Origin of the sequence: Streptomyces sp. NPDC093586, from assembly GCF_044764905.1 — a bacterium.
GTDB lineage: Bacteria > Actinomycetota > Actinomycetes > Streptomycetales > Streptomycetaceae > Streptomyces.
Map to the genome: position 1 here is coordinate 35,393 of NZ_JBIWJA010000002.1, position 19,915 is coordinate 55,307.

The 19,915-nt window shown below is 74.4% G+C and carries 15 protein-coding genes; 6 read left to right on the forward strand and 9 right to left on the reverse strand.

From position 1 onward, the window contains the following. Positions 1 to 96 precede the first annotated feature (96 nt). From ACIRFH_RS02330 to ACIRFH_RS02345, 4 genes are all read left to right on the forward strand, one after another. Positions 97 to 729: a hypothetical protein gene (locus ACIRFH_RS02330; protein ID WP_403516691.1), complete on the forward strand. Its 633-nt coding sequence runs from the start codon at positions 97 to 99 to the stop codon at positions 727 to 729. A 132-nt stretch (positions 730 to 861) separates the two neighbouring features. Continuing rightward, complete coding sequence (locus ACIRFH_RS02335; protein ID WP_403516692.1) at positions 862 to 1,614, forward strand: FHA domain-containing protein; 753 nt, start codon at positions 862 to 864, stop codon at positions 1,612 to 1,614. Continuing rightward, positions 1,611 to 3,191 carry a protein kinase gene (locus ACIRFH_RS02340; RefSeq protein ID WP_403516693.1) on the forward strand — a complete coding sequence of 527 codons (1,581 nt, stop codon included), beginning with the start codon at positions 1,611 to 1,613 and terminating at the stop codon, positions 3,189 to 3,191. The genes ACIRFH_RS02335 and ACIRFH_RS02340 overlap by 4 nt, the downstream gene beginning before the upstream one ends. Positions 3,192 to 3,290: 99 nt before the next feature. Beyond that, positions 3,291 to 3,758 carry a hypothetical protein gene (locus tag ACIRFH_RS02345; protein ID WP_403516694.1) on the forward strand — a complete coding sequence of 156 codons (468 nt, stop codon included), beginning with the start codon at positions 3,291 to 3,293 and terminating at the stop codon, positions 3,756 to 3,758. Between the two features lie 93 nt (positions 3,759 to 3,851). Here ACIRFH_RS02345 and ACIRFH_RS02350 read toward each other — a convergent pair whose 3' ends face one another. The 3 genes from ACIRFH_RS02350 to purN form a co-directional block, all read right to left on the reverse strand. Continuing rightward, a complete protein-coding gene (locus ACIRFH_RS02350; protein ID WP_403516695.1) occupies positions 3,852 to 5,297 on the reverse strand; it encodes a hypothetical protein in 1,446 nt (481 codons plus the stop codon). Between the two features lie 285 nt (positions 5,298 to 5,582). After that, positions 5,583 to 7,151 carry a bifunctional phosphoribosylaminoimidazolecarboxamide formyltransferase/IMP cyclohydrolase gene (gene purH / locus ACIRFH_RS02355; RefSeq protein ID WP_403516696.1) on the reverse strand — a complete coding sequence of 523 codons (1,569 nt, stop codon included), beginning with the start codon at positions 7,149 to 7,151 and terminating at the stop codon, positions 5,583 to 5,585. After that, a complete protein-coding gene (purN, locus tag ACIRFH_RS02360; RefSeq protein ID WP_403516697.1) occupies positions 7,148 to 7,786 on the reverse strand; it encodes a phosphoribosylglycinamide formyltransferase in 639 nt (212 codons plus the stop codon). The genes purH and purN overlap by 4 nt, the downstream gene beginning before the upstream one ends. Before the next feature lie 305 nt (positions 7,787 to 8,091). Here purN and ACIRFH_RS02365 point away from each other — a divergent pair, with 305 nt between their 5' ends. After that, the gene (locus ACIRFH_RS02365; RefSeq protein WP_403516698.1) at positions 8,092 to 8,877 is read left to right on the forward strand and encodes a hypothetical protein; all 786 of its coding nucleotides are present in this window, start codon (positions 8,092 to 8,094) and stop codon (positions 8,875 to 8,877) included. 445 nt (positions 8,878 to 9,322) lie between these two features. On the opposite strand, the gene ACIRFH_RS02370 is transcribed toward ACIRFH_RS02365, so the two are convergent. Next, positions 9,323 to 10,987: a DUF6350 family protein gene (locus ACIRFH_RS02370; RefSeq protein ID WP_403516699.1), complete on the reverse strand. Its 1,665-nt coding sequence runs from the start codon at positions 10,985 to 10,987 to the stop codon at positions 9,323 to 9,325. Between the two features lie 96 nt (positions 10,988 to 11,083). Between ACIRFH_RS02370 and ACIRFH_RS02375 the strand changes: the two genes are divergently transcribed. Beyond that, positions 11,084 to 12,127: a helix-turn-helix domain-containing protein gene (locus ACIRFH_RS02375; RefSeq protein ID WP_403516700.1), complete on the forward strand. Its 1,044-nt coding sequence runs from the start codon at positions 11,084 to 11,086 to the stop codon at positions 12,125 to 12,127. Between the two features lie 71 nt (positions 12,128 to 12,198). Here the strand turns inward: ACIRFH_RS02375 and sucD are convergent, their stop codons facing one another. The 5 genes from sucD to ACIRFH_RS02400 form a co-directional block, all read right to left on the reverse strand. After that, a complete protein-coding gene (gene sucD / locus ACIRFH_RS02380; protein WP_403516701.1) occupies positions 12,199 to 13,083 on the reverse strand; it encodes a succinate--CoA ligase subunit alpha in 885 nt (294 codons plus the stop codon). Between the two features lie 28 nt (positions 13,084 to 13,111). Next, positions 13,112 to 14,293 (reverse strand): ADP-forming succinate--CoA ligase subunit beta, encoded by a 1,182-nt coding sequence (gene sucC, locus ACIRFH_RS02385; RefSeq protein WP_403516702.1) that lies wholly within the window; start codon positions 14,291 to 14,293, stop codon positions 13,112 to 13,114. A gap of 793 nt (positions 14,294 to 15,086) precedes the next feature. Then, positions 15,087 to 16,115 (reverse strand): hypothetical protein, encoded by a 1,029-nt coding sequence (locus ACIRFH_RS02390; protein WP_403516703.1) that lies wholly within the window; start codon positions 16,113 to 16,115, stop codon positions 15,087 to 15,089. Between the two features lie 144 nt (positions 16,116 to 16,259). Beyond that, positions 16,260 to 17,429: a vWA domain-containing protein gene (locus ACIRFH_RS02395; protein ID WP_403516704.1), complete on the reverse strand. Its 1,170-nt coding sequence runs from the start codon at positions 17,427 to 17,429 to the stop codon at positions 16,260 to 16,262. Then, positions 17,426 to 19,837 carry a DUF5682 family protein gene (locus tag ACIRFH_RS02400; protein ID WP_403516705.1) on the reverse strand — a complete coding sequence of 804 codons (2,412 nt, stop codon included), beginning with the start codon at positions 19,835 to 19,837 and terminating at the stop codon, positions 17,426 to 17,428. The genes ACIRFH_RS02395 and ACIRFH_RS02400 overlap by 4 nt, the downstream gene beginning before the upstream one ends. Positions 19,838 to 19,915: the final 78 nt, after the last annotated feature.

Here is a 19,915-nt window from a genome sequence, read left to right on the forward strand (position 1 = left end):
GCAGTACCGGGGGGACGAACCGCAACCATCTGGAGAAATTCCTCCGAGCCGTGCCGCGCGTCCCCGCACACGGAGCACATCGGAGGAAGGACCGCCATGAGTTTCGGCGACCCGAACAATCCCTACGGGCCCCCGCCCGCACAGCCGCCCGCCGCACCGCAGCAGGGCTACGGCTTCCCGCAGCAGCCGCCCGCCGCTCCCCAGCAGGGCTACGGCTTCCCGCAGCAGCCGGCGTACCCGGGTTACCCGGGCGGGAACCAGATGTCACCGCAGTCGATGCCGGGGCTGATGGTCACCTCCCGCGTGCTCCTCTACATCGTGGCCGCCGTGCAGATCCTCATCGGCCTGCTCGCGATCCTCGGCGCCGCCGCCGTCAACGACGCCTCCAACGCGGGCGAGGACACCTTCGGCGACAACGCCCTCTCCGACTTCGGCCACGCCTCGGCCGGTGTCATGCTCGTGATCGCGCTGCTCTTCCTGGGCCTGGCCGCGCTGTCGATCACGCTGGGCGTGAAGTTCGGCCGCGGTGGTCAGGGCATCCGGATCACCACCGCGGTGTACGGCATCCTGGGCGCCCTCTTCGGCGTCCTGATCCTGATAGGCGCGGCCGGCGAGGGCTCCACCGTGGGACTGGTGTGGGCGCTGCTGTGGATCGCGTTCGGCGGCATCATGGCGGCGTCGATGCTCGCCCCGTCCGGTTCCGCCTGGTTCAGCCGCCCCCGCTACTGAGGGCGCACGGCGACTGAACAGTTCGCGCCAATCACTCCCCAGGGCCGTGTCTCACCCGTACGAGGGCAGACACGGCCCTGGTGCGTCGCCCTAGTCTGACGTGGGTAGCCGTCAGGCACGGGGAGACGCACCTTGTACAGCATCATCGTGGTACCTCCGCCGACCACGGAGGACGAACGCGACCGCACCCGCCCCCAGTTCCGGCTCGCTCCCGGCGAGCGGCTCGTCTTCGGACGGTCCGTGCCCGAGGGCGGCCTGCGGATCGGGCACGACGGGGTGTCCCGCAGAGCGGGTGAGATCACCGCCCACGGCACCTTCTGGACCCTGAGCAATCTGTCGTCCCGCCAGACGTACGTGGTGGAGAACCCGGAGGGCGCGGGCGAGCACATCAAGGTGGCGCCGGGGCGGCTGGACGCTCCGGTGCCGTTCGAGTTCTCGCGGATCGTGCTGCCCGCCGCGGGCGATCTGCTGCCCGTCGAGGTGTGGGCGCCGCGCCACGACTACCTGCGCGACGAGGGCGGCACCGACGGCGAGCCGACCGCCCCGGCCTTCTCCGTGGACCGCACCAAGCGGTACTTCGCGGTCCTGGCCGCCCTGTGCGAGCCACGGCTGCGGGGCACGCCGCACGCGCCGCTGCCCACCATGGACCAGGTCGTCGAGCGGCTGCGCCCGACCTGGCCGGCCGCCTCCCGTACGTCGGTGCAGTGGAACATCGACTATCTGGCCGTGAAGCTGCGCCTGAAGCCGGGCCCGGAGACGGCCGAGCCGGGTCCGCGGCTGAACGGCAAGAAGGAGTCGCTGGTCTCGCTGGCGCTCCGCTTCGACCTGGTCCGCGAGGACGACCTGGCGGTCCTCGCGGCACCGTCCGAACGGCCGCCGCGGTGAGCGAGCCGTACGCCGTGCCGGTGCCCCGGGGGTACCGGGTGGGCGTCTGGGAGGTGCGCGAGCCGATCGCGACGGGGGCCTTCGGCAGCGTGTACGCCGCCCGCCGCACCGGCGACGCGGGCGCCGGCCTGCCCCGCACGGCCGCCCTGAAGTTCCTGCCCACCGGCACGGGCACCCCGCGCCAGCTCACCCACCTGCGCGAACTGATCGAGCGTGAGGTCCAGTTGCTGCGGCGACTGCGGCAGCCCCGGCTGATCCGGATGTACGAGACCCTCACCGTCGACGACCCGGACCGTCCCCGGCTCGACGGTGCCACCGTCCTGGTGCTGGAGCGGGCCGAGGGGTCCCTCGCGGCCCGGCTGGCCGCGACGCCCCGCCCGCCGGACGGGCCGGCGCTGCTGGCGCAGGTCTGCGCGGGGCTGGCCCAGCTGCACCGGGCGGGCTGGGTGCACGGGGACCTGAAACCGGCCAACGTGCTGCTGATGGCCGACGGTTCGGTCCGGCTCGCCGACTTCAACATGGCCGCCGAGCTGGAGGGCACCCACGCCTACACGCCCGCCTTCTCCACCCCCGACTACACGCCGCCCGAGCTGCTGTGGTCCGAGATCGGCGAACGGGGCCGCAGGATCCGCCCGTCCGCCGACGTGTGGGCCTTCGGCGTCCTGGCCCACCTGGTCCTCACCGGCGCCTTCCCGCTGCCCGGCGGCACCCCGGCCGCCCGCCGCGACGCCGCCGTCGCCTACGCCCGCGGCACGGACGAGCTGCGCCTGTCGCCCGGACTGCCGGACATCTGGCGGGACATCGTGCGGGACTGTCTGACCCGTACGCACGCCGGACGCGTCGGCACGGACACGCTGCTGCGACGCGTGGCGGCGGCCACGGGCGGTGCGGGCGGTGCGGGCGGTGCGGCGGGGGCCGTACGCCGGTTCCGTGCGCGTCCCCGGCGGGCGGTGCTCGCCGCGTCGGCCGCGGGGATCACCGCCCTCGCCGCACTCGGCTACGGCATCACCGCCCTGGCCGGCGGCGGCCGGGACCCGTCCGGCCCGGCATCCGGCGGCCGGGGCGACGGCGCCGCCACGGTGGCCGCCGCCTACGGTGCCGCCGAGCTGCGCACCGACCGGGGCGTGCCGCCCGCCTACCGCCTGCTGATCGTCGAGACGGCGCACGACTGCGACCGCGAGGAGGTCACCCCGGCCCTCATCGCGGCGATGCTCAAGGTGGAGAGCGACTTCGACCCCGCCCTGTCCGACCCCGCGAAGGACGAGTACGGCATCGCCCGCTGGACCCCGACCGTCCTGCGCTGGTGGATGAACGCCGACGGCACGCCCGGGGAGACCGTGCCCGAGCCCCCCTTCCCGCCCGCCGAGTCCATCCCGGCGATGGGCAGGTACCTGTGCTGGATCGCGCCCCGCCTGGACGCCGGCCTGCCGGGCGACCGCCGGGTGCTGGTCGCCGCCGCCTACCGGACGTCGTACAAGAAGGTGAACGACGCGGACGGGGTTCCCCCGAAGTACCGCGACTACGCCGACCGCGTCGCCCACTTCCTCAAGGAGTACACGCCGCCCGCGCGGAAGTGACCCTGAGAGATGCGAGGTACCGCGCGGCGGGGGCCCCGGGCACGGTGTGAGCACACCGCTTCGGCGGTACGGAACACCGACGTTCATGGGGGAACCACAGTGAACATCACCACTTCCGCCGCACTGCTCCTCGCGGTATCGGCCCTGGTCGCCGGCTCCACGACCGCGGCCACCGCCGCCGACCCGGCCGGCACCCGCGTCACCGCCCTCCAGAAGGCGGCCGACGAGGTGCTGGCCGACAAGCCGAAGCCCCTGCGCGTGACCGCCGACGCGGTCACGTACGAGGGCCTGACCGTCACCAAGGCGGCCAAGACCAAGGCCGCCCAGGACCTGGCCTGCGGCTACGGCCACCTGTGCATGGTCGTCAAGGGCACCAAGTTCGACTTCTACAAGTGCCAGACGTGGAACCTCACCAACTGGTCCGGCGACGGTCCGTTCACCAACAACCAGACGCCGGGCACGGTGGCGAAGTTCTTCAACCGGGACGGCAGCGTCCGCTGGACGTCCACCGCCTACCAGGCCGGCACGGCCACCTGGGACCCGATCTGGTCCCTGCGTCCCTGCTGACCCGGACCCGCCCGACGGCGGTGGCCTCCGGTCCCTCGCAGGAGGGGCCGGAGGCCACCGCCGTCGGCGTGCCGGTCCTCGGCCCCAGGAGGGTCAGGGGGCCCGGCCGGGCCGGCGTTCGTAGACGGTCACCCGCCGGCCGCGGACCCGCTCGTCCGCCACCACCGTGAAGTGCTCGCGCAGGACGGCCACTTTCACCCCGTCCCGCGCGCCCGGTACCGGCCCGTCCGGCAGGGACGCGTCCGTCACCAGCAGAACCCGCCGCTCGGCCAGCGTCAGGGCCCGGATCCTGGCCGCCTCCGCCTCCACACCGCCCAGCGTCCCGGACTCCGCGGGGCTCCGGACCAGCGCGATGTCCCGCAGCCCGGCGAACGCGTCGGGCGAGACCAGCGCGGTGTCGCGCCGGAACGCGGGAACGAAGAGCACCGCGTCCCCGTCCCCGCGCAGTCTGCGCACCTGGTCCGCGACCGCCAGCACGTCGTCGACCCTGCTGCCCGGTGACCGGGTGGCCAGTGACTGCGGCAGCAGTGCGGCCACCGCCACGACGGCCACCGCGGGGACCAGCCACCCGGACGCCCGCGGGAACCGCGGGGCCGCGGCCCGTGCCGCCGCGTCGAGTGCGGCGCCGATCAGCAGGGCCAGTCCGAGCTGGCTGAACGCGACGTACCGGTCCAGGTACACCGGCTGGACGAACGAGAGGCCGATCAGGCCGAGGTGCGGCACCGCCAGCAGCGGCAGCCCGACGGCCGCCGCCGACAGCCGGCCCGCCCTGGGACGGGTCGACAGGGCGGCGAGGGCTCCCACCGCCAGCAGGACCGCCGGGGCGATCACCATGTGCCAGGTCAGGGGCGGTATCCAGGCCACCTGCCCGGACTGGTCCCGGCTGTAGAGGACCAGCGGCAGCGTCCCGGCCACGGCGAACGCCGAGGCCCCGGCCCACCGCGCCCACACCCCGCGCCCGGCCCGCGCCCAGACCAGCGTCACCGCGTGCGCGGGAAGGACCAGCAGGGAGAGCCAGTGCAGCAGCGCGCCCACCAGGACCACGCCGCCGTAGGCGGCCCACCTCGCCGGCCGGCCGCGCTCCCGCACCAGCGGGACCAGCAGCAGCGTCGAGAGACCGGTGCAGGCCGCGACCAGCGCGTACGAGCGGCCTTCCTGGAGCTGGAACTGCACGGCCGGCAGCAGCGCCAGGGCCAGCCCGCCCACCAGTCCCGCCCGGAATCCGCCCAGCCGGTGCCCGATGAGCGCGACGCAGGCCGCCGCCGCGGCCATGGCCAGCACGGAGGGCAGCCGCAGGGTCGTGATACCGGGTCCGAAGCAGCGGAAGAGGGCGTGCATCCACAGGTAGTAGAGCCCGTGCACGGCGTCCGCGTGCTGGAGCGTGTGCCATATCTGACCGGTCGTCCGCTGGGCCACCAGCCAGGTCGCCGCCTCGTCCCGCCACACGCTGTGCTGCCGGGAGAGCCCCCACAGGCCGAGGAGGACGGTCCACAGCGCCGGGACCGCCCAGACGGATGTGCGCGGCCGGGGGGTGGTCATGGAACGGCCAGGTCCTCACTGCGCTGATCACCGGGACGGGTCGCACCAGTATGGACGGCCGACCGCCGGATGGTGATCGACTGTGAGGAATTGGCCAACGATGGGGCGCGAACCTGTCGCCGCCCGGCCGGACGGGGAGGCACAGCCGGCACGCGGCGAGGGCGCGGCGCCACGGTGTCGCTCGTGCCGCCGCGCCCTCGCACGGTGATCGGTGGTCAGTAGCCGGTGGTCAGTGGGCAGTGGCCGGTGACCACCGGTCGCTGTCCGGTGCCCGGTGTCCGGTGATCAGTGGAAGAAGTGGCGCGTCCCGGTGAAGTACATCGTCACGCCGGCCTTCTTCGCGGCCTCGACGGCCAGCTCGTCACGGATCGAGCCGCCCGGCTGCACGATGGCCCGCACACCGGCGTCGATCAGGATCTGCGGCCCGTCGGGGAACGGGAAGAACGCGTCCGACGCGGCGAAGGAGCCGCGCGCCCGCTCCTCGCCGGCCCGCTCCACCGCGAGGCGGCACGAGTCGACGCGGTTGACCTGGCCCATGCCGACGCCGACCGAGGCGCCGTCCTTGGCGAGCAGGATCGCGTTGGACTTCACGGCCCGGCACGCCTTCCAGGCGAAGGCCAGCTCGGCCAGCTCCGCCTCGGACAGGGCCTCGCCGCTGGCCAGCGTCCAGGTCTTCGGGTCGTCGCCCTCGGCCTGCAGACGGTCGGCGACCTGGAGGAGGGCGCCGCCGTCGATGGGCTTGACCTCGACCGGGGCCGCGGGCGCCTCGGGGGCGCGCAGCACGCGGATGTTCTTCTTCCTGGTGAGGGCTTCGAGGGCGCCGTCCTCGTAGTCCGGCGCGACGATGACCTCGGTGAAGATCTCCGCGACCTGCTCGGCCATCTCCTTGGAGACCGGGCGGTTGACCGCGATCACGCCGCCGAACGCGGACAGCGGGTCGCAGGCGTGCGCCTTGCGGTGGGCCTCGGCGACGTCCGCGCCGATCGCGATGCCGCACGGGTTGGCGTGCTTGATGATCGCGACGCAGGGCTCGTCGTGGTCGTACGCGGCACGGCGGGCGGCGTCCGTGTCCGTGTAGTTGTTGTACGACATCTCCTTGCCGTGCAGCTGCTCCGCCTCGGCGAGGCCGCCGGTGCCCGCGGTGTAGAGGGCGGCGGGCTGGTGCGGGTTCTCGCCGTAGCGCAGGGTGCGCGCGCGCTCCAGGCTGGTGGCGGAGAACTCCGGGAACGGCGAGTCGTCGGCCGGCGCGTAGGCGGAGGCGAACCACGAGGAGACCGCGATGTCGTACTCGGCGGTGTGCCGGAACGCCTCGGCGGCCAGCCGCTTGCGGGCGGCGAGGTCGAAGCCGCCGTCCCGTACGGCGGTGAGGACGTCGCCGTACCGGGCCGGGCTGGTGACGACCGCGACGGACGGGTGGTTCTTGGCGGCGGCGCGGACCATGGACGGGCCGCCGATGTCGATCTGCTCGACGCACTCGTCGGGGGTGGCCCCCGAGGCGACGGTCTCGCGGAACGGGTAGAGGTTCACCACGACCAGGTCGAACGGCTCCACGCCCAGCTCGCCGAGCTGCTGCCGGTGGCTGTCCAGGCGCAGGTCGGCGAGGATGCCGGCGTGCACCTTCGGGTGCAGGGTCTTGACCCGGCCGTCCAGGCACTCGGGGAAGCCGGTGAGGTCCTCGACCTTGGTGACGGGCACGCCGGCGGCGGAGATGCGGCCAGCGGTGGACCCGGTGGAGACGAGTTCGACGCCGGCCTCGTGGAGCCCGCGGGCGAGTTCCTCGAGCCCGGTCTTGTCGTAGACGCTGACGAGCGCGCGACGGATGGCCCGCTTGTTGCTCTCGGCGGTGGCGGTCACTGGATAACTACCTTTCGTCCCTCAATGCGATAGCCGTTGCGGGCGAGCCGCCCCACGACATCGACGAGCAGCCTTCGCTCGACTTCCTTGATGCGCTCGTGCAGAGCGCTCTCGTCGTCCTCGTCCCGGATCTCCACCACGCCCTGCGCGATGATCGGCCCGGTGTCGACGCCGTCGTCGACGAAGTGGACGGTGCAGCCGGTGACCCTGGCGCCGTACGCGAGTGCGTCCCGCACGCCGTGGGCCCCCGGGAAGCTGGGGAGGAGGGCGGGGTGGGTGTTGACGAGACGCCCGCCGAACCGCGCGAGGAACTCCTTCCCCACGATCTTCATGAACCCGGCCGAGACGACGAGGTCCGGCTCGTGGGCGGCGACGGCCTCGGTGAGCGCCGCGTCCCACTCCTCCCTCGTCCCGTAGTCCTTGACCTTCCTCACGAAGGTCGGCAGTCCGGCGCGCTCGGCGCGGGCGAGGCCCTCGATGCCGTCGCGGTCGGCGCCGACGGCCACGATCTCGGCCCCGTAGGCGTCGACGCCGGTGGCGGCGATCTCGTCGAGGAGCGCCTGCAGGTTGGTGCCGGATCCGGAGACCAGCACGACGAGGCGCTTGGCTCGCTGGGCCACGGGCTTGGCGGCCACGGTGGGGGCCTTTCTCGGGGGAGCGGGTCTGGCGGTCGGTCCCCGCATTCGCCGGTTCGTGCGGACCTACGAATGCTTCGCGCCCCGGGATACGGGGGAGTCTACGAAGTGGCCGACCGCCAGCAACGATACCGGCACACCGGACGGCCCCCTCGGGACGGGGGCGCGGCCGACAGGTAGCGTCTGCGGGAAACCGGACCGGGAACGGGACCCGCGTGCCGCACGTTCACCAGTCGTGCGGCCCGTTCGCGCCCTCCGCTCCGGCGCCGCCCGTTCGTTATCGCCAAGGGGAAGACGCTCACTTGATGCCGGACCGCAGCCTGCGACTGCTCACGCTCCCCCAGCAGTCGGCGCAGCCAGACCAGCGCAGCGCCGTGTTGCTGCGGGAACGCCCCTCCACGCCGCCCGACGCCTCCTCGGACCGGAAGAGCGGCGACGAGCAGGGCGATGGCACTCCCCAGGACGACAACCCGTTCGCCCCGCCCCCGGAGGGCTCGCCGGACCAGCCCTGGCGGCCGCGGCACCCGTCGGGCGGTGACGGCTCGCAGGGCCCGCAGGGCGGCGGCGGGCGCTCCCCGTGGGGCCAGTGGAGCGACCGCCAGCCCGGCCGCTCCTCCGGCGGCTTCGGCGAGCGGCCCGGCGGCTCCGGCCCCGAGGGCCCGGGCGGCGCCGGGGGCCCGCGCTGGGACCCGATGGACCCCGCCCAGCGACGCGCCCGCTACGCCCTGCTGTGCGGCATGTGGGCCCTGTTCCTCGCGATCTTCTCCTGGTCGTACGTGGCCCTGCTGCTCGGCGTGCTCGCCCTGTACTGGGGCATCAGTTCCCTGCGCGCCAAGCCCCGCGCGGCCACCGCCCCGGACGATCCGGCCCCGGCCGCCCCGCAGGACACCCGTGCCCAGCGGACCGCCGCGATCACCGGCCTGGTCACGTCCTCCCTGGCCGTCCTCTTCGTCGCCTCGTCCTTCACCGCGCAGCTGGTCTACAACGACTACTACACGTGCCGGAACGACGCCCTGACCCACGAGGCGGAACAGACCTGCGACAAGCTGCTCCCCGAGCCTCTGCGCGACATTCTGAGCACGGACGACTGACCCGGCCCCGCCGCAGCCCGTCCGGCACGACCCCACCCCGCCCGGCGTGGACGCACCCCGCCGCCCGCCCCACCAGCCCGTCCCCGGGGCACCCCACCGGGGCGCCCCGGGACGAGGCCGTTCAGGTCTAGTGCCGCGGCAGTCGACGTTCGCCCGGTGAGGAGCGGCGTCCGGTGCGTGCTCTGGACCCCCCGGCCGGAGGCTGGGGGAGTGCCGGTCGGAAGCCCCCGTACTGGACGCACGCGGGCTTCCGACCGGTGCGGCGAGTGGGGGCATCCCCTCCGGGGGAGCGTGCCGGGCGTCGCGACGGGGCGAACGTCGCCTGCCGCGGCACTAGGCGGGGCCCCGGAGGGGCACAGCTCCCGGGGCCGGGAACGGGGGAAGGCGGCAGGGACGGAAGAAGCCCTGCGAACGGCCGAGGCGGACGGCCGAGGCGGACGGCCGCTCAGGGCCTCCGGGGCGGCTCCTCCGGCGCGTCGACGGGCAGCAGGTCGTACGCCTCTCCGCCCCCGGGCGTCCGCACCGCACCACGCCCCCACCAGCCCCCCACCGAGGGCACCCACCCCCGCGTCCTCCCCCACCACGACCCCTCGCCGACCCCGGCACGGGCACCCGCGCCCGCCCCCCGGCACAGCCACCACCGCCCCGCCACCGCCACCGGCACGGCCACCACCGCGACCCACGCCACCGTCGCACCCCCGGCCTGCCACCACACCGGCCCGAACCGCGCCAGCCCCGCACCCCCGAGCGGTCCACCCGCCCACGCGGCCAGCACGGCGACCATCACCCCGCACAACAGCGCGGCCACCCAGGCCGCGCCCACGGTCCGCCGCACGGCCCACGGCTCACCGGCCTCCTCGTCCCCCGCACCCCCGCCGCTCCCCCCGGCCTTCTCCCGGCCGCCCGTCCCCGTCGTGGCGAACCTCGCCGTACCGAACCCCACCGTGACGAACTGCGCCGTGGCGAACCCCACCGCCCCGCCCCCCGCCGCGGCGACCCGCGCCGTGAACCACCCCACGACCGCCCCCGCCGCCAGCGGCACCACCCCCGCCGCCCAGTGCAGCGGCGTACCGGCCCCCGCCTCCGGCACCGCCGCCAGCAGCGGGAACGGCGGCAGCAGCGGAGCCGGTGCGGTGGACAGGGGCCCCACCACATGCCCGGTGCCGAGCACGAAGCCCGGCCCGAGGCCGTACACCGCCGCCCAGACGGCCGCGTTCGGCACCAGCGTCAGACAGAGCAGCAGCACGGCGAACTGCCCCGACCACCCCTCGCTCAGCCGCTGGAACGCCCCGCGGGCGGCGCCGCCGTGCCACACCAGGGAGACCGCGAGCAGCAGCGCCCCGCCCCCGACGAGCGCCGCCACCCCCGCGGCCGCGGCGCGCGTCGCGACACCCAGGCGGGCGTCCGGTTCCACGAGCAGGTCCCGCAGGTTCCGGGGCAGCACGCGCAGCGCCCGCCCCACCGGCCCGCCGGGGCGGCCGAACGCCGTCCACGCGCCCGCGCCCGCCGCCGCCATGGTGACCAGCGGCAGGCACACCGCGGCCCGGAGCGGGGAGGGCCGCAGTTCCCCGCCCGCCGTGTACAGCACGACGGGCGCGGCGACGGAGAGGTAGCCCACGACGACCCCCGCCCAGGCGAGGCGCGCGGAGAGAGGGTGGGGCCCCGCGTCCCGCCCCCCGGCGCCGCCCAGGCGCACACCGACGCCCGCCTTCACGCCCGCGCCCACGGCCACCCCCACACCGTCCCCGGGGTCCGTGGCGTCCCGTGCCGCCCGGTGCACCAGCCACACGGGCGGTGCGAGCAGCAGCAGCGGGGTGACACCCACGGGCGCGGGAACGCCGGAGAGCGTGTCGGTGCGGATCAGCTCGACGCCGTGCGCCAGCACCCACAGCGCCGCGGCGACGTGCAGGGTGTCGTCGGGCCCGTGGTCGGGGTACGGCGAACCGATCCACAGCAGGGTGACGAGCACGGCGACCGCGGCCAGCCCCAGGGCCGCCGCGAACACACCGCCCAGGAGGCCGGCGGCCATCCCGGGCGCCCGGTCGTGCCACCGGGCGCGGAGCAGGGACAACGGGGCTCGGCGAGCGGTCGTCTGGATCACGCCCGCCATGCTCCCAACGACACGCGCTTTCGCGACGTAACGGGCGAAGCTCCGTTGTGTCGCTCAATATATGTTTATGTACTTTTTCGTACGAAGGGGTGTCCTGTGAAACGGAGCCCCGCACCCCCGCTCCCTCCTCCCCCGGTGCGCCGACAGCTGCGCGAGGCCGCCGCGCTGACGCAGGATCAGCTCGCCGCGCGGGTGGGCGTCACCCGCGAGACGGTCGGTGCGTGGGAGAGCGGCCGCGAGACTCCACGCGGCCGCAGAGGGACGGCGTACGCGAAGCTGCTGGGCGTCCTGGCCGACGAGGCGGCGGCCCGGCGGCCGGAGCCCGGTCCGGCGGCGCCGCCCGCCTTGACGCCCGCTCAGGCCTTCGACGCGCTGTACGAGTTCGGCGCCCCCGCCCTCGTACGCCAGACGTACCTGCTGACCGGCCGCCGCGAGCTGGCGCGCGAGTCGGTGGAGAGGGCCTTCCAACGCGCCTGGGAGCTCTGGCCCGAGGTGGCCCGTGACCGGGATCCGGTGGGCTGGGTGCGGGCGACGGCGCACGAGTACGCCCTCTCGCCCTGGCACCGGTTCCGGCGGCGCCACCGGCAGCCGGAGCCGCCGCCCGCCGATCCCGGCGACCGCACCCTGCTGAACGTCCTGCTGAGGCTCCCCCCGCCGCACCGCCGCACGCTCCTGCTGTACGACGGCGTCGGCCTCGGCCTGCCCGAGACGGCCGCGGAGACGGAGGCGAGCACCCCGGCGGCGGCCGGCCGACTGCTGCGCGCCCGTGAGGCCGTCGCCGACCGGCTGCCCGAGCTGGGCGACCCGCAGGTGCTGCACCGGCGGCTGGCCGAGCTGGCGTCCACCGAGCGGCTGCGGGCGTCCCGGCCGCAGACGGTGCGGGCGGGCAGCGAACGCCGGGCGCGGCTCTGGACGCGGGCGGCGATCGCCTTCACGGCCGCCCTGATCGGGACCACGGCCCTGACACTGCGCACCGCTCCCACGCACTACGAACCGCCCGTGCCCCCGGGGCAGGCGATCCACGGCGTGCCACCCCGGGTGGCACCGGGCGCGCTGTCGGACGAGGAGCTGAGGCTGCGCCAGAAGCTTCGGGACCAGCTGCAGGACGGGCCGGAGAGACTGGTGCCCCGGCCGGGGTGAGCGGGGCCCGCCGGAACGCCGAGTGGGCCCGCCCCCGTGCGGGGGCGGGCCCACTCGTGTGGCGCGGTGGCTCAGCCGGCGAGGATCTCGCGAGCGAGCTCGGCGGTCTCGGTCGGCGTCTTGCCGACCTTGACGCCGGCGGCCTCCAGGGCTTCCTTCTTGGCCTGTGCGGTGCCGGAAGAACCGGAGACGATGGCGCCGGCGTGGCCCATGGTCTTGCCCTCGGGCGCGGTGAAGCCCGCGACGTAGCCGACGACCGGCTTGGTCACGTTCTTCGCGATGAAGTCCGCGGCCCGCTCCTCGGCGTCGCCGCCGATCTCGCCGATCATGACGATCAGCTCGGTCTCGGGGTCGGCCTCGAACGCGGCGAGCGCGTCGATGTGCGTGGTGCCGATGATCGGGTCGCCACCGATGCCGACGGCGGTCGAGAAGCCGATGTCACGCAGCTCGTACATCATCTGGTACGTCAGCGTGCCGGACTTCGAGACCAGGCCGATGCGGCCCGGCTTGGTGATGTCACCCGGGATGATGCCGACGTTCGACTGACCCGGGGTGATGATGCCGGGGCAGTTCGGGCCGATGATCCGGGTCTTGTTGCCCTTCTTGCCGGCGTACGCCCAGAAGGCGGCCGAGTCGTGCACGGCGATGCCCTCGGTGATCACGACGGCCAGCGGGATCTCGGCGTCGATGGCCTCGACGACCGCGTCCTTGGTGAACTTCTCCGGCACGAAGATGACGGAGACGTCGGCGCCGGTCTTCTCGATGGCCTCCTTGACGGTGCCGAAGACCGGTACCTCGGTGCCGTCGAAGTCCACGGACTGACCCGCCTTGCGCGGGTTGACGCCGCCCACGACGTTGGTGCCGTCGCCGAGCATGAGCTTGGTGTGCTTCATGCCGGTGGCGCCGGTCATGCCCTGGACGATGACCTTGCTGTCCTTGTTGAGCCAGATAGCCATGGTGTGTTGGTGTCCTCGTCCTGAGTGCTTACTTGGCGGCGTGGGCCAGCTCGGCGGCCTTGTCGGCCGCGCCGTCCATGGTGTCGACGCGCTGGACCAGCGGGTGGTTGGCGTCGGTGAGGATCTTGCGGCCCAGCTCGGCGTTGTTGCCGTCGAGGCGGACGACGAGCGGCTTCTCGACCTTCTCGCCGCGGTCCTCCAGGAGCTTCAGCGCCTGGACGATGCCGTTGGCGACCTCGTCGCAGGCGGTGATGCCGCCGAAGACGTTGACGAAGACGGACTTGACGTCCGGGTCGCCGAGGATGATCTCCAGGCCGTTCGCCATGACCTGGGCGGAGGCACCGCCACCGATGTCCAGGAAGTTGGCGGGCTTCACGTTGCCGTGCTTCTCACCGGCGTAGGCGACGACGTCCAGGGTGCTCATGACGAGACCCGCGCCGTTGCCGATGATGCCGACCTCGCCGTCGAGCTTGACGTAGTTGAGGTTCTTCTCCTTGGCGGCGGCCTCGAGCGGGTTGGCCGCGGCCTTGTCGTGGAGGGCCTCGAAGTCGGGGTGACGGAACTCGGCGTTGTCGTCCAGCGACACCTTGCCGTCCAGGGCGATGACGTCACCGGAGGCGACCTTGGCCAGCGGGTTGACCTCGACCAGGAGGGCGTCCTCCTTGATGAAGGTGTCCCACAGCTTGACCAGGACGTCGGCGACCTTGTCGGCGACCTCGGCCGGGAACTTCGCGGCCGCGACGATCTCGCGCGCCTTCTCGGGCGTCACGCCGTCGATCGCGTCGATCGGGGTCTTGGCGACGGCCTCCGGACGGGTGGCCGCCACCTCCTCGATCTCCATGCCGCCCTCGACGGACGCGATGGAGAGGAAGGTGCGGTTGGCACGGTCGAGGAGGAAGGAGACGTAGTACTCCTCGACGATCTCGGGGGCGGTCTCGGCGATCATCACCTTGTGGACCGTGTGGCCCTTGATGTCCATGCCGAGGATGTCCGTCGCGCGGGCGACGGCCTCGTCCGGGGTGGCCGCCAGCTTCACGCCACCGGCCTTGCCGCGGCCACCGACCTTCACCTGAGCCTTGACGACGGACTTGCCGCCCAGACGCTCGGTGATCTCGCGCGCCGCCTCAGGCGTGTCGATGACTTCACCGGCCAGCACCGGTACATCGTGCTTGGCGAAGAGGTCCCTCGCCTGGTACTCGAACAGGTCCACGCGCTTCCGTCCCTATCAGTGATCTCGCGGTTCGTTGGATGCGTGGGCGTGCCGCGAAGGGCAACGTGACGTCCGCTGTGTCACAAGGGGGGCGCACACGGTGACCGAGCGCGCGGCATGTCCGTCTCGCAGGTTATCGCCGCATGCGGGGGGTCTCTAAATCGCGGGTCACACCTGAGCGGTGATACCTGTCACATGATGCCGCCCTCACTGGCACGGGGTGCCTGGCGTGAGGGGGTGGGCGGGGGCGGGCGGGGACGACGGAGACCGGGCGCGGGGCGCTGCGCGGCGGGCGGGAGCGGGTGACGGGTGAGGGACCTCACCGGGTTGGGGTTGGCCCGGTGAGGTCCGTCGTGCTCCTCCGGAGGGCCGCGCGGGGCGGCTCCTGCGGAGGGTGGGCCGGCCGGTCCCCATCCCCAATGGGGATCGGCCGGTACCGTCCGCGGGGTTTCGCCCGGACGGAGACCGACGGCTTTCGGCCGTCCGTCCGGGGTCTTGGGGCCCCGCGGAGTCCTGGAGTCCTTTTCGTTCGCCCAGTCCGCCCGGCGCCGTCACCCCGGTCGCCCACGGACCGCGCTGCGCCGCTGGTGGCACGGGACGGTCCGGGTCGGGCGCGGATCGAGTCGGGGGCGGATCGAGTCGGGGGCGGGACGGGGCAGAGGTCGCGCAGGGGCCCGTCCGGTACTTCCCCGGCGGCTTCCGTACAAAGAGGCGGGAGAGGCGGAGGTGTCCCGGAGGACGGGCAGACCTGTCTGCGACCTGCGCGGCAGGACCGCGACGGAGGGCGCTTGTCCTAGGCGGGGGAGACGGGAATGTCCCGGTACCGCTCTTGGGGCTCGGGCACGTCGGCGTCCGCGACGTCGCCGGGCACGAGCCGGAACGGCACCTGGTGGTGCGGGGCGATCGCGTGGGCGTCGCCATGGCGCGGTGTACCGCCGTCGGCGCCCGCGCCGGTCCCCAGCACTCCGTCGGCATCCCCGGTGGGTGCCCGGTGGACGGGGGCGTGGGCGGGAGGCCCTGCGAGGACAGCACGGGCGTCACCGCGCGCCGCGAGACGCGCCCCGCCGTCCCCGCCGTCCCCGCCGTCCCCGCCGTCCCCGCCGAGCCTCGGCCCGTACGCGGTGGTCGTCGCGTACGCCGGACCGGCGGACGCGGGGCCGCCGGAGGCTGCCGGGGTGCCGGTGGTGCGGGTCTCGGTGGTGCGGGTCTCGGTGGCGTCGGTGTCGGCGTCCCGAGCGATCGGCAGTGCGGTCGCGGGGACCGGCGCCTGGCCGTCCGGGTGCAGCCGAACCGGCGGTCCGGGCAGGCCGGGCAGGCCGGGCAGGCCGGGCAGGCCGGAAACGTCCGGCAGCGTCGACGGCGGCGACGGGGGCTCCGCGGGCAGGGCGGGCGACGGTGGCAGCGCCTCCGACGGTGGCATCTCCGCCCGCACGGCCGCCCCGAGCTCCTCGGTCACCGCTCCCACCACGTCACCGACCGGCCGCACGATCTGGTCCGTCACGGCGCGGACGACGTGACCGGTCACCGGGCGGGGGTCGTCCGGAACCGCCGGACCGGCGGCCCGCCCGGGCCGGGAGTCCGCTGCGGCGGGGACCGCCCCGGCGGCGGGGGACGCCTGCGCGCGTTCCACCGGAACGACGTCCAGGACCCTGCCGACCGCGTCCGGCACCGACGGCACTCCCTCGGCCGCCCGCGCCCGCTCCCCGCAGAGCACACCGAGCACGAACACTCCGCCCACCAGCAGCACCAGTCGCAGTGCACGCCACCCGGCCGCCGCGCGCATCACGCGCAGAGCGGCACCGGGCAGGACTGCTGACGACATCGAGGGGGGAGATTCCTCCCGTGCGGCGGAACGGACGCGCGATCCTCGCACGGGACTCCGGAGGTTGCGCAAGCCCTCCGTTACCGATGGGTAGTCATGTCCGTTTTGCTGTACGGGAACGGGCCGCCGCGCATCAATAAATCGTCACCCGGCGTCGGGTATCGGCAGTGGCCGCTTCTCGAGCGCCGCCGCCATCACCTCCGGGAAGAGATCCGGCGTGCAGGCGAAGGCCGGCGTGCCCAGCGCGGCGAGCGCCGCCGCGTGCTCCCGGTCGTACGCGGGCGCCCCCTCGTCGGACAGGGCCAACAGCGTCACGAACTGCACCCCCGCCGCCTTCATCGCCGCCACCCGCTTGAGCATCTCGTTCCGTATGCCTCCCTCGTACAGGTCGCTGATCAGCACGACCACCGTCTCCGCGGGCCGGGTGATCTGCGACTGGCAGTAGGCCAGCGCCCGGTTGATGTCCGTCCCGCCGCCCAGCTGTACGCCGAAGAGCACGTCCACCGGATCGTCGAGCTGGTCGGTGAGGTCGACGACGGCCGTGTCGAAGACGACCAGCCGGGTGTCGATCGACCGCATGGAGGCCAGTACCGCCCCGAACACGGAGGCGTGGACGACGGACTCCGCCATCGACCCCGACTGGTCGATGCAGAGGACGACCTCCTTCTTCACCGACCGCGACGCCCGCCCGTAGCCGATGAGCCGCTCCGGCACCACGGTCCGGTGTTCGGGCAGGTAGTGCTTGAGGTTGGCCGCGATCGTGCGGTTCCAGTCGATGTCGTGGTGGCGGGGCCGGCCGACCCGCGCGCTGCGGTCGAGGGCTCCGGTGAGGGTGGCCCGGGTGCGGGTGGCGAGCCGCTTCTCCAGGTCTTCGACGACCTTGCGGACGACGGCCCGTGCCGTCTCCTTCGTCGTCTCCGGCATCGCCTTGTGCAGGGACAGCAGCGTGCCGACGAGGTGGACGTCGGCCTCCACGGCCTGGAGCATCTCCGGCTCCAGCAGCAGGGAGGCGAGGCCCAGCCGGTCGATGGCGTCCCGCTGCATGACCTGCACGACGGAGGACGGGAAGTAGGTCCGGATGTCCCCCAGCCAGCGCGCCACGGACGGCGCCGAGGCACCGAGCCCCGCCGAACGGTCCCGCCGCGCCCCCGGTCCGCCGCTCTTCCCGTAGAGCGCGGCGAGCGCCCCGTCCATCGCGGCGTCCCGTCCGGACAGCGCGCACCCGGTGCCGTCGGCCGTGTCGCCGCCGAGCACGAGCCGCCACCGTCGCAGCCGCTCCCCCGCCGTGTCCGTGTCCGTGCGCACGGTCGTCATGCGTCCACCCCCACGAGGTCGTTGTCGTCCGCGTCCAGGCCGAGCAGGAGCCGGACCACCGGCAGCACGGCGTCGGCGCGTGCGGTGTCGAGCCCGGTGCCGAAGCCGGGCGCGGCCGGGCCGGCCGTCGTCACGGCACCGCGCCCCTGCGGTCCGCGCCGGACCAGCTCGCCGAGGGTGCGGCGCACCCCTGGTTCGTAGGCCGAGAAGGTGCGTCGCAGCAGCGGCAGCACGTCCGTGAACGCGTCCGCCGGTACGCCGGTCAGCCAGGCGTCGACCAGGGCGAGCAGCCGCTCGTCGTGGACGAGGAGCATCCCGCCACCGGAGCCGCCTCCGACGAAGCCCTCGATCCAGGCCGCCGCGTCCGCCGGTGGTGTCCCCGGTGAGAGGACGAGCGCCATGAGCCGCGCCGTCTCGTCCGCCGCGAGCACACCGTCGTCCAGCAGGAGCCGCACGGCGCGGCCCCGGACGACGCCGGCCACGGTGTCCCGCGTGGACAGTGCCCGCAGCACGGCCTGCCAACGGGGCCGCAGGCCGCCGTGGCCGGGCGCGGGGTCGTCGCCGAGCAGGCCCACCGCCCCGTGCACGGCGTCCACGTGGCGCCGCATCTCCTCGGCGGCGTCGGCGTCCAGCGCGGCACAGGCCGTGGGGAGGCCGACGAAGATCCGCTCGGCGAGACCCGCGGCGACGGTGGCCAGCGCGCCGGTGTCGGTGCCGCGCACGTCGCCGTAGCGCAGCGCGCGGACGAGGGCGGGCAGTGCCTGGGCGAGGTGGCCGACGTCCGTGTCGAGCGCCGCCCGGTCGGTGAGGACCCGCATGACCGTGGGGAGCGCGTCCGGCAGTCCGGCGGGCAGGCAGCGCTCGGCGAGCGCGGTGACCTCGGCGAGCCCTCGGGCGGTGAGGGCGTCCGCCTCGGCCTTGGCGGTCGCGGCGTCGAGCACCGTCGTGCCCCACACCCCGGCCTCGGCGACCCGCACGGACAGCTCGGGCTCCCAGCGCAGCCGCCAGGTCTCCCGGAACGTGCCCGTGCCGCCCCGCGAGCCGGCCGGCTCGCCCCATCCGATGCCGAGCAGTCGCAGCCTGTGCAGCAGTCTGCTGCGGCCCGCGTCGGTCTCCTTGCGCAGGTCGAGCTCCAGTTCCCGCTCCCGCGCCTCCGGTTTGAGCCGCAGCCGTCGCTGGGTCCGCGCGAGGTCGCGCTGCAACGGCACCGCGGGCGCCCCCGCCGGCACCTCCCCCAGCACGTCCCCGACGACCAGCCGGTCGTGCACCAGGGCCAGCGGCACGTCCGAGCCCTCGCACATCACCGCCCGTACGGCGTCCGTCGTCTCGCTCAGCCCGGGCAGCGGACGGCCGCGCATCACCGCGAGGGTCTCGGCCAGCCGTACCGCCTCGATGACGTGGGCCGGGGAGACGGTCCGGTCCTCCTCCCGCAGCAGTCCGGCCACCTTGGTCAGCCAGCGTTCGACGGGGCGGTCCGGGGCGCTGAACAGGTGCCCGTACCAACCGGGCGAGTCGATGCCCGCCCCGTACCCGCCGGCCCGGGACAGCCTGCGATGGGTCCAGGGCACCCAGGTCATGTCCACCTTGGTCCTGGGCAGCCCCTTCAGCAGGGCCCGGTCGGCGGCGACGGTGGTCCTGCGGCGCAGCGCGGGCACGTGCCAGGCCCCGCACACCACGGCCACGCCCGCCTCGAACTCGCGTTGCGCGGCCCGCACCTGGAGCCGCATGTACGCCTCGCGGACGAGGTCCCGGTCGCGCCCGCCGTCCCGCTCCGTCTCCCGCAGCGCCCCCATCGCCTCTTCCAGCGCGGTGAACGGCGCGAGCGCGTCCCCCTCCGCGGCGCTCCGGTGCTCGACGACGTCCTCCCACCACCGCTCCGGATCGTCGTGGCCGGCGGCCTGCGCGAGCACCGCCAGCGGGTCGGCCCGCACGTCGGAGCCGGCATCCGGCCCGTGTCCCTCCCCCGGGCCGGCCTCCCCCTCGCCCCCCGTCTCCGGGCCGGGCTCCCCCTCCTCCGGACCCGTGTCCGGTGTTTCGCCCCCCGGGGTGTCCCACGCCAGCGTGTGGGTGGCCGGGAGGTCGATGAAGCGGGCCGGTACGTCGTGTTCCAGGGCCCAGCGGACGGCCACCCACTCCGGGGAGAACTCGGCCAGCGGCCAGAACACCGAGCGGCCCGGTTCGTCCACGGCATGGGCGAGCAGAGCGACCGGAGGCCTCATGTCCTCGTCGGCGGCCAGCGGAATGAGGGCGTCGGCCTCGGGCGGTCCCTCGATCAGCACGGCCCCAGGCCGGGCCGCCTCCAGCGCCGCCCGGACCGCCCGCGCCGACCCGGGCCCGTGATGGCGTACGCCGAGCAGCAGCGGTCCGTCCCCGGGCTTCCACCCGGTCTCCCGGTCAGCGACCGTCATGCCGTCCCCCCTCGCCTCCGGGACCAGGTCGAGTCCCCGTCGTCCCCCGTCGGGCCGGTCCCCGGAAGGGCCGACCGC